Source organism: Novosphingobium sp. AAP93, assembly GCF_001296055.1.
Classification (GTDB): domain Bacteria; phylum Pseudomonadota; class Alphaproteobacteria; order Sphingomonadales; family Sphingomonadaceae; genus Novosphingobium.
Genome location: NZ_LJHZ01000093.1, coordinates 1 through 10,957, shown reverse-complemented (window position 1 = coordinate 10,957; position 10,957 = coordinate 1). Strand labels below are relative to the sequence as shown.

At 64.4% G+C, this 10,957-nt stretch carries 3 protein-coding genes and 1 tRNA gene; 2 read left to right on the top strand and 2 right to left on the bottom strand.

Annotated elements, in window-relative coordinates; translation table 11 throughout:
- Window positions 1-267 precede the first annotated feature (267 nt).
- Window positions 268-349, top strand: a tRNA-Lys gene (locus IP83_RS20330).
- 220 nt (window positions 350-569) lie between these two features.
- Here the strand turns inward: IP83_RS20330 and IP83_RS14180 are convergent.
- Together IP83_RS14180 and IP83_RS14175 are read right to left on the bottom strand one after the other, a co-directional pair.
- Window positions 570-995 (bottom strand): VOC family protein, encoded by a 426-nt coding sequence (locus IP83_RS14180; protein ID WP_054122884.1) that lies wholly within the window; start codon window positions 993-995, stop codon window positions 570-572.
- 23 nt (window positions 996-1,018) lie between these two features.
- Window positions 1,019-1,981, bottom strand: a complete 963-nt coding sequence (locus IP83_RS14175; protein ID WP_054122883.1) for a carbon-nitrogen hydrolase family protein — start codon at window positions 1,979-1,981, stop codon at window positions 1,019-1,021.
- Window positions 1,982-2,697: 716 nt separating this feature from the next.
- Between IP83_RS14175 and IP83_RS14170 the strand changes: the two genes are divergently transcribed.
- Window positions 2,698-10,914, top strand: coding sequence for a choice-of-anchor I family protein (locus IP83_RS14170; RefSeq protein ID WP_054122882.1), 8,217 nt, complete (start codon window positions 2,698-2,700; stop codon window positions 10,912-10,914).
- Window positions 10,915-10,957: the final 43 nt, after the last annotated feature.

The window sequence follows — 10,957 nt, the reverse complement described above, 5'->3', positions numbered from 1 at the left end:
ACATTCAACCATTTGCCCTGAACCCGCTTGCGCAGAATGTACGTCTTGATACCACTGGCACCCATGCGGAGCCTAAGGCCGGGTACGATACCATCGGCGAGCTCAATCTGACCCGCAGTCGGCGCCTTCAGCCCTGCGATCTTTGCGTCCGTCAAACCTACTTTGTTCGCCATATGAACCTGCTACCTTAGGTAGCTTTTTGTAGTGGATACTGGCGAACATTTCAAGAACAATGCGGACTATGATTCGCAGATTTCCGCCATTTTTGGACACATACGGACGCGCTAGGACCCTCTGATCATGGCTCTTAATCAGCGGGTCCTAGGTTCGAGCCCTAGTGCGTCCACCAAACCTTTCGAACAGTTGGATCGATTTTGCTGACCCCGGCTGCGGGCTTGGCATTTCCGGCAAGCACAGCACCCAATTTGTTCGCCTAGCTCGGTAGTGCGCCAACCCTTCGCAAGATCGCAGTCAGCGTAGTGTGACCGCCTGACGCCGAGCGCCGGAGCGGGATCGGATCCGCGGTAATCCGGGTATCGGGGTGAGGCAGCTGGGCTGAGGTGGCCAGTTCACGTGGCGAAGAGCGAGGCCATATCGGCGAAAGCCTTGAATTCCAGCGCATTCCCGGCCGGGTCGAGGAAGAACATGGTCGCCTGCTCACCCGGCAGCCCGCGAAAGCGGATCGTCGGCTCGATCACGAACACCGTTCCTGCCGCGCGCAGCCGCTCGGCAAGGGCGTGCCACTGGGGCATGGTGAGCACCACGCCGAAGTGCGGCACCGGCACGTCGTGCCCGTCGACCGGATTGGCCATGGCCGGCGCCTTGCTGTGCGCCGGATGCAAGTGCGCCACGATCTGGTGCCCGAACAGGTCGAAGTCGATCCAGTGGTCCGCGCTGCGCCCCTCCGGGCAGCCGAGGACTTCGCCGTAGAATGCCCGTGCCTTGTCGAGATCGTCGACCGGAAAGGCGATGTGGAAGGGCGTAAGCTCAGTCATGAAGCCTCCATGGTCATCAGCGTTCAGGCGGGATCGTCGAGAAAGCTGGCAAGGGACTGCCGGCGCCGATCGACGACCAGCCGGGTCACGTCCGGCCGCGCGTAGTGACCGGCGATGTCCATGTTCTGCCGCTCCTGCAAGACGCGTGTGTGATCGAGCGTGGCGGTGAGCAGCGCTTCTTCGCCAACGACCGGCTCGACGATCCATGCACCATCCGGGCCCGCGATGCACGAGCCGCCATCGGCCAGCACATCGGGGCACGTCTCCAGCATTGCGGCCATCGGCGAATCTGCGGGGATATCGGCGCGCTGCAGCAAGCCGGAGACGGCCAGCACGAAGCTGCGGCCCTCCTGCGCGAGGAACCGGGTGGTTCCTTCCGTGTTGCGCAGATTGCCGGGCCAGACCGCGACATGCAGATCCTCACCCTGCGCATAGAGCGCGGCGCGCGACAGCGGCATCCAGTTCTCGAAGCAGTTGAGCCCGCCGACGCGGAACGGGCCGACGTCATGGACCTGCAGGCCATGCCCGTCTCCGGCCGCCCAGCTCAGCCGTTCCTCATAAGTGGGCTGGAGCTTGCGGTGGACCGAGGCGATCACGCCGTCCGCCCCGATATGCACGAGCGAGCAGTAGACGCTGTGACCACCCCGGTCGGCCGCGCGCTCGATGATACCGACCATGACGGCGATCTGCCGGTCTGCAGCAGCGCGGCAGACCGCGTCGAGGTGCCCTGCCTCGATCTGCACAGCCTGATCAAGGTAGTGGGCATGCATCGCTTTCTGGCTGGCGGAGTTGAACCGCGCGCCGTCGGTATGCTCGATCCAGAAGGGGTAGCCGGGAATGAGCGCTTCGCCGAAGACAACGAAGCCGCACCCTGCGTCAGCCGCTTTCCCGATCCATTCCACGACCTTGGCGACAGTCGCTTCGCGGTCAAGCCACACCGGAGCAATCTGGGCGACGCCGACCATCAGACTTTTCGATTGCGACATTGCGTACTCCGTTCGGTGCGACGTGCCCGGGCATAGCGAGCATGGCAGTCCTGGGAAATGCCCATTCAGGCAGCTTGCCGCGTCTGGCAGCAGACGGGGCAGGCTCATGCACCTTCGTGTCTCCACGTATATCTGGTTAGTGAAAAATGTAACCAGCCTGACATCGGCGACCACTATCCAATCCTCGAGGAGCGATTCCTGACCGCGCCTCGGGGGACATAACCTAGTTTCGAGCCGGCTCGATGCACCTGAAACCATCTGGTTTTCAGGATGGGGAGTTGCACGTCCGAATTGATGCACCCTGAAGCACGCTCGCGGTGATCATCCGGCGATTTGTAAAGAACTTAACTTGGCACCAACTTGGGCATCCTGCACGCCTGCCTGATCTGGATTGATGCCATGGCCGCGCCCGACATCGCGGATGACCGATCTGGTGTCACCGTCGTTTCACGAATCGACATTACCACTTGATTAACAAATATTCATGTTGGTGATTTTTTCCGAATAAATTCAAACAGTTTATAGGAAAATCATTACAAATTTGACAGATTTGACGAATTTGTGCGGGCGGGGTGATTAATGATGCCACTTGTTCGGCATCGACATCGCAACTCATTAAAGCTCTATCGAACAATTGATTAGTTGTTCGTTGGGGTCTTTGCGCCTTTGCACAAGACATTTCCTGTTCATCGAAATTCTATTGCTGGAGCCGCATAATGCCTACGACGATCAACGGTACGGTGATTCTGGATGAAGCCGCTTCGAACCTGCAGGGGGTAACCTCGCCCACGGCAACCAACGATGTCGTTCTGGTTCGGCTGGGCAATGTCAGTTCCGCATTCAGCGGTTCAAGCGCCGGGGCCGAGAGCGTCGCGTTCGAGAACGGGAAGGTCTACTCGACCAACATCAACGCCAACACCGTCGTGATCTCGCAGATCACCGACAATGCCAATGCCCCCGCCTCGATCGCCACTGTCGGGGCGATTTCGCTGACGGGCCTGACGGGCTACCGCACGGGCGGCGTCAACAGTGTGGCCGTGAAGAACGGCGTCATCGCGGTCGCCTATGAAAACGCCGTGCAGACCGAGGGCGGCTACATCGCGCTGTTCAATGCGTCCGACAACTCGCTGATCAAGACCATCCAGGTCGGCGTGCTGCCCGATCAGGTGACCTTCACGCCCGATGGCAGCAAGATCCTCGTCGCCAACGAAGCCGAGCGGCTGTCATCGACGTCCAACCCCACCGGTTCGATCAGCATCATCGACCTGAGCACCGGAGCGGCCAATGCCAGCGTCGTCAACACGATCAGCTTCGACCATCTGAACGGCAGCGAAACCACGCTGCGTTCGCAGGGGCTCAACATCCTTGCCGGGCAGACCGCCGCTGCGGACATCGAGCCTGAATACATCACTGTCTCGCCCGATGGCACGCGCGCCTATGTGACGCTGCAGGAAGTCAACGGCGTCGCGGTGATCGACCTCACCGATCCGGCCGCGACCAAGCCCATCGCGATCCAGCCGCTCGGCTATGTCGACTGGAGCCTTTCGGGCAACAAGATCGACACCAGCGACCGCGACGGCGCTGGCGCCACCGGCTCGATCAACCTGCGCAACTGGACCGGTCTGCGCGGTCTGCTGCAGCCCGATGCGATCGCCTCGTTCACGGTCGGCGGCTCCACCTACTTCGTCACCGCCAACGAAGGCGACGCGCGCGTACCCGATGCGCTCACCGACGCGCTGCGCCTGAGCAGCGCGTCCTACGTGCTCGACCCGACTGCTTTCCCCAATGCCGCGACGCTGAAGCAGGACGCCAACCTCGGCCGTCTCAACGTGCTGTCGGGCATCGGCGACACCGATAACGACGGCGACTACGACGTGATCTACGCGCTCGGCGGACGCGGCATCTCGATCTTCCGCCAGAATGCCGACGGCACGATCACCAAGGTGCGCGAGACCGGCGGCGAGTTCGAGGCGATCACCTCCGCGCTGGGCAACAACGGCGTCCCGGCCTTCAACAGCAACCAGAGCGTCGCGAACAGCTCGTTCGACACGCGTTCGGACGACAAGGGGCCGGAGCCCGAAGGCGTCACCATCGGCGTCGTCAATGGCCGCACTTATGCCTTCGTCGGGCTCGAGCGCGTCGGCGGCGTGATGGTCTACGACGTGACCGATCCGGCCAACGCCTCGTTCGTCGGCTACCAGAAGGAAGCTTCGACCGACCTCGGGCCGGAAGTCCAGACGTTCATCTCGGCGGCCAGCAGCCCGACCGGTCAGGCGCTCCTCGTCAGCGGCAATGAAGTATCGAACACCGTCACGCTCTATTCGGTGCAGACCCAGAGCGAGGGCGACGACACCATCAACGGCGGCAACGATGCCGACACCTTCAACGGCCGCGGCGGCAACGACACGATCAAGGGCTTCGGCGGGAACGATACGCTGAACGGCGGCGCCGGCAATGACCTGTTGATCGGCGGCGCGGGCAACGACACCATCGACGGCGGCGCCGACAACGACACCGCAGGCTTCTCCGGCGCGATCACCGACTACACGATCACCCGCAGCGGCGGCACGATCACCGTGGTCGACAACCGCGCGTCCTCGCCGGACGGCACCGACACGCTGACCAACATCGAGACCTTCTCGTTCAGCAGCGGCACCGTCAGCGTCGCGGCCTATTTCAACAATGCCCCGTCCATCACCAGCAATGGCGGCGGGGACACTGCAGCGATCTCGGTCGCGGAAAACACGACGACCGTCACCACCGTGCAGGCGAGCGATGCGGATGCGGGCACGACGCTGGTCTACAGCCTCAGCGGCACCGATGCCGCGCTGTTCGATATCAACGCCTCGACGGGCGCGGTGACGTTCAAGAACGCACCGAACTTCGAGGCGCCGACCGATGCGGGCGGCAACAATGTCTATGACGTGGTGGTGACGGCCAGCGACGGCATTGCCAGCGACAGCCAGTCGTTCGCGATCACGGTGACCAACGTGGTCGAGCGCTACACGCTGCAGCTGCTGCACCTCTCCGATGGCGAGGCGGGCACGCTCGCGCCGCAGACGGCGCCCTTCCTTGCCGCGCTCGCCGACCGGTTCGAGGACCAGTACGCCAACTCGATCACGCTGGCGGGCGGCGACACCTTCCTGCCGGGGCCGTTCCTCGCGGCGGGCACCGATCCCTCGCTGATCCCGGTGATCAACCGCGTGACCGGTTCGACCATCTCGACCGCCCCGGGCACGACCCCGGCGCCGGGCGTCGTCGATACCGCGATCCACAACCTTATCGGGGTCGAGGCAACCGGCATCGGCAACCACGAGTGGGATCTCGGCTCCAACGTCTATCTGTCCTCGATCGCGCCCGGCGGCGGCTGGGTCGGCGCCAACTATGCGTCGATCTCGGCGAACCTGGTGCTGAACCCGGCCGGGTTCCCCGCCGATCCGCTCAACGCGCGCTTCACGCAGACCGTGGGCACCGGTGTGCTGGCCAACGAAGAGGCGCAGGACCTCAAGGGCCGGATCGCGCCTTCGGCGGTGATCAACGAAGGTGGCCAGACGATCGGTCTGGTCGGCGTGACCACGCAGATCCTTGAATCGATCTCTTCGCCCACGGGTGCCGAAATCCTCGGCTTCCCGTTCGGCCCCGGTGCCAATGGCGAGACCAACAACATGGCGCTGCTGGCGGCCCAGCTGCAGCCGGTCATCGACGATCTGCGCGCGCAGGGCGTCAACAAGATCGTGCTGCTGAGCCACCTGCAGCAGATCACCTTCGAGCAGCAGCTCGCGCCGCTCCTCAACGGCGTCGACATCATCCTCTCTGCGGGTTCGAACACCCGCCTTGGCGATGCGGACGACGTGGCGGTCAACTTCCCGGGCCACAGTGCGGACTTTGCCAATACCTATCCGATCGTGACGGCAGGAGCCGACGGCAAGCCGACGTTGATCGTCAACACCGACAATGAGTACACCTACCTCGGCCGCCTCGTCGTGGACTTCGACGAGAACGGCGACATCCTGCTCGACAGCGTGGCGAACAACACCGCGGTCAATGGTGCCTATGCCTCGACCGCTGCGAATGTGGCCGCGGCCTGGAACGACCTCGACGGCGATCTGTCCGACACCGCCTTTGCGGCCGGTACGCGCGGCAACCAGGTCAAGCAGCTGACGGATGCGGTCAAGGCGGTGATCGATGCCAAGGATGGCAACATCTACGGCTACACGAACGTCTACCTGGAAGGCGAGCGCATCCAGGTCCGCAACCAGGAAACCAACCTCGGCAACGTCTCGGCCGACGCCAACGCCGATGTCGCCCGCGATGCGCTGGGTCTCACCAGCGAGCATGCGATCGTCTCGATCAAGAACGGCGGCGGCATCCGCGCGCAGATCGGCACGATCCTGAACAACGGCGACGGGACGGTGACCAAGGTTCCGCCTTCGGTCGACGGCGAAGTCAGCCAGCTCGATGTCGAGAACGCGCTGCGCTTCGACAACAAGCTGATGGTGTTCGACACGACCGCGCAGGGTCTGCTCAACATCCTCAACTCGCCCAATGCGCTCAATCCCAACAACGGCGGCTTCATCCAGATCGGCGGCGTGCGCTTCTCGTACGATCCGACCAAGGCGGCGGGCAGCCGCGTGCAGGATGTCGTCCTCGTCAACGAGAACGGCGACATCACCGCGGTCGTCGCCGACAACGGAGTGGTCGTGGCTGGTGCCCCCTCGGTGATCACCGCGGTTGCGCTCAACTTCACCGCCAACGGCGGCGACGGCTACCTGGTCAAGGCGAACGCGACCAACTTCCGCTTCCTGCTCAATGACGGCACGCTCTCCGCGCCGGTAAGCTCGTCGCTGAACTTCACCGATCCGGCCGTCGTGCCCGCCAACGCCATCGGCGAACAGCAGGCCTTCGCCGAATACTTCCAGGAGCGTTACGCCACCAAGGCCAACGCCTACAACGAAGCGGATACCCCGCAGACGCTCGACACGCGTATCCAGAACCAGGCGGTGCGCAGCGATACCGTGCTGGTGGGCGACTATCTGCTCAATGATGCCGCCACCGCGTTCGCCGAGAACGACACCGCCGCCGCCTACCTTGGCAAGTCGACCGGCCTCACCGGCACGATCACCTACTCGCTGACGGGTGCGGATGCGGCGCTGTTCGATGTGAGCAGCACCGGCGTCGTCACCTTCAAGAACGCGCCGAACTTCGAGGCCCCGGCGGATGCCGGCGCCAACAACGTCTACGACGTGCGCGTGGTCGCCTCGAACGGCACCAACACGACCGAGCAGGACGTCGCGATTGCGGTGACCAACGTCAACGAAGCACCCACGATCACCTCGAACGGTGGCGGCGCCGCGGCCTCGCTCTCGATCGCGGAGAACACCGCGGCGGTCACGACCGTCACGGCCACCGATCCGGATGCGGGCACGACGCTGACCTACGCGATCGCCGGCGGTGCGGATGCCTCGCTGTTCCAGATCGATGCGGCGACGGGTGTGATCTCGTTCAAGCAGGCACCCAACTTCGAGCGGGCGGCCGATGCGGACAAGAACAACGTCTATGAAGTGATCGTCTCGTCGAGCGACGGCACGGCCACCGACACGCAGACGCTCACCGTCACCGTCACCGACGTCGCCGACACGCGTTCGAGCCAGACGCCGTACCTCTTGCCCGTCAGCGCGAACGTCACCTTCCAGGCGATCATCACCACCGGCGATGCCACCAGCAAGACCAATGGCGGCACCTACCTGTTCGGCGGGATCCCCGACGGCATCGGCATGTTCGACAACGGCGACGGCACGGTTACCGTGCTGGTCAACCACGAGCTTGCCAGCAACCGCGGCACGGTTCGCGACCACGGGGCGACCGGTGCCTACATCTCGAAGCTGATCATCGACAAGGCCGACCTCTCGGTGATCTCGGGCCAGGATGCCTTCTCGACCGTCAAGATCTGGAACCCCACGCTGGGCGTCTACGAGACCGCCACGGTCGCGTTCGGCCGCTTCTGCTCGGCCGACCTTGCCCCGCAGAACGCCTTCTACAACGCCGCGACGGGCCTCGGCACGACCGACAAGATCTTCCTCACCGGCGAGGAAAGCGGTGTCGAAGGCCGCGTGCTCGGCGTGATCGCCAGCGGGGCCGAGAACGGCACCGCCTATGATCTGGCCGGGCTCGGCAAGTTCAGCCACGAGAACGCGGTGGCGAACGGCACGTTCACCCAGGACAAGACGATCGTGATGGGGACCGACGACGGCCAGAACGGCCAGGTCTATGTCTACATCGGCACCAAGCAGGCGACCGGCAGCGCGGTGGACAAGGCCGGCCTCACCAACGGCAAGCTCTACGGCATCAAGGTCGACAATCTCAACAACGCGACCGCCAACAACAACGAATCGAACACCGCCATCCCGAGCGGCACGTTCAGCCTCGTCGATCTGGGCGACGTGCGCGGCTCGACCGGCGCGCAGCTCGATGCGGCAAGCGAGGCGGCGGGCGTCACCAGCTTCCTGCGCCCCGAAGACATCGCGTGGGATCCGACCAACCCGGCACGCGGCTACTTCGTCACCACCAACGCCTTCAATGCGCCCTCGCGGCTCTACCAGTTCACCTTCAACGACATCACCGACCCGACCAAGGGCGGCACGATCGTCGCGGTGCTCGACGGGACCGAAGGCCAGCAGATGCTGGACAACATCACCGTCGACTTCCAGGGCAAGGTCATCCTGCAGGAAGACGTCGGCAACAATGCCCACATCGGCAAGGTCTGGCAGTATGACCCGGTCACCGACACGCTGACCCAGCTTGCCCAGCACGACCCGGCCCGCTTCCTCGCCGGCGGCGCGGACTTCCGCACGCAGGACGAGGAAAGCTCGGGCGTGCTCGACGTCACCGCCACCTTCGGCGATGCCCACCACAAGGCCTACCTGCTCGACGTCCAGAACCACGCCGCGGCAACCCTCGCCAACTCGGGCGCCAACTTCGCCACCCTCGTCGAAGGCGGCCAGCTGCTCCTCATGAAGCAGTACTACAACGATGCGCCGGTGCTGACCGGCACTGCCGCGACGCTGGCGAACGGCACGCAGCAGACCGCCTATACGGTGAGCGCCTCGGCGCTGCTGACGGGCTACACCGATGGCAACGGCGATACGCTGAGCGTGGCCAACCTGACCGCCTCGAACGGGACGGTGACCGACAACGGCGACGGCACCTTCACGATCACGCCGGACTCGGGCTTCACCGGCACGATGACGCTTGCCTATCAGGTAAGCGATGGTCTGGGCGGCCTGACCGCGGCGAGCGCCAATGTGGTGTTCACCCCCTTCGCCGCGCGCACCTACACCGGCACGGCGGCGGCCAACACCTTCACCTCGGCCGAAAATGCCAACTGGACGGTCAACACGCTGGCGGGCAACGATACCATCACCATCGGCGCCGGCAACGACACCGTCAACGCCGGCACCGGCAACGACACCATCTCGACCGGCGCGGGCAACGATCTGATCCTGGTCGATCCGAACAGCGGGTTCGACGCGGTCAACGGCGGTCTCGGGAACGACACCATTCGTGCCACCGCGAACAACACCGTGATCGGGCTGTCCTCGCTCAGCGGGGTGGAGACGATCTCGGGCGGCGCCTTCACCGGCGTCTCGATCCTCGGATCGAGCGCTGCCGATACGCTCGACTTCAGCGGCACGACGCTGAGCGGGATCACCGGCATCGACGGCGGCGCCGGCAGCGACACGATCACCGGCAGCACGGCGGTGGACTCGATCTTCGGCGGTATCGGCAACGACACCATCGACGGCAACAACGGCAACGACACCATCGACGGCGGCACCGGCAACGACACGCTGCTCGGCGGCGCCGGCAATGACACGCTGACCGGCGGACTTGGCAACGATGAACTGCGCGGCGGTGCCGGGAACGACACGATCACCGGCGGGACCGGCAACGACACGATGTACGGGGACGCCGATGACGATACGTTCATCATCGGCGCGACGGCAGGCAAGGACACCATCGACGGTGGCACCGGCAACGATACCGTGGTCGCGGCTGCCGACGAGGTGACCTTCAGCATTGCCTCGATCACCAATGTCGAAGGCTTCTCCTCGGGCGGTTATGCCAATGTGACGATCGCGGGCAGCGCCGCGACCGAGACCATCGACCTCTCGGGCGCCACGCTGACGGGGATCGCGCTGATCTCCGGCGGCGGCGGTGTGGACACGATCACCGGCAGCAACGGCAACGACACGATCGACGGCGGGGTCGGCAACGATATCCTCAACGGCGGTGGCGGTGACGATGTGTTCCTCGTCGGACTCAACTCCGGCCGGGATACCATCAACGGCGGTTCGGGCTTCGACACGGTGCGGATCACCTCCGACAACCTCTCGCTCAACACCACGACATGGACCCAGATCGAGGCGATCGATGCCAGCGGCCAGACCGGGGTGAAAGTCCTCGGCAGCGCTGCGGCCGATACGCTGGACTTCACCGGGGTGACACTGACGGGCATCGGCTCGATCGAAGGCGGCTCGGGCAACGACACGATCACCGGCAGCGCCGGCAACGACGTGATCATCGGCGGCATCGGGACAGACACCCTCGCCGGTGGCGGCGGCAATGACCGCTTCGTGTTCAAGGCAGCGACGGAAAGCCGCCTGGGCACCCTGGCCGATCGCATCCTCGACTTCCAGACCGGGGACCTGATCGACCTGACGGGGATCGACGCCGACGCGAACACGGCGGGGATCCAGCACTTCACCTTCATCGGCTCTGCCGCCTTCACCGGCCTCGGCCAGCTGCGGGTGGGTACGGATGGCGGCAAGGTGGCGCTGTTCGGCAACATCAGCGGGAGCAACACCACTGCCGAGTTCGAGATCATCCTCGACAACAACCATGCGGTGACGGCTGCGGACTTGATCCTGATCTGATCTCCTGAAGGGGCGGGGCGGCATCTCATGGGATGCCGCCCCG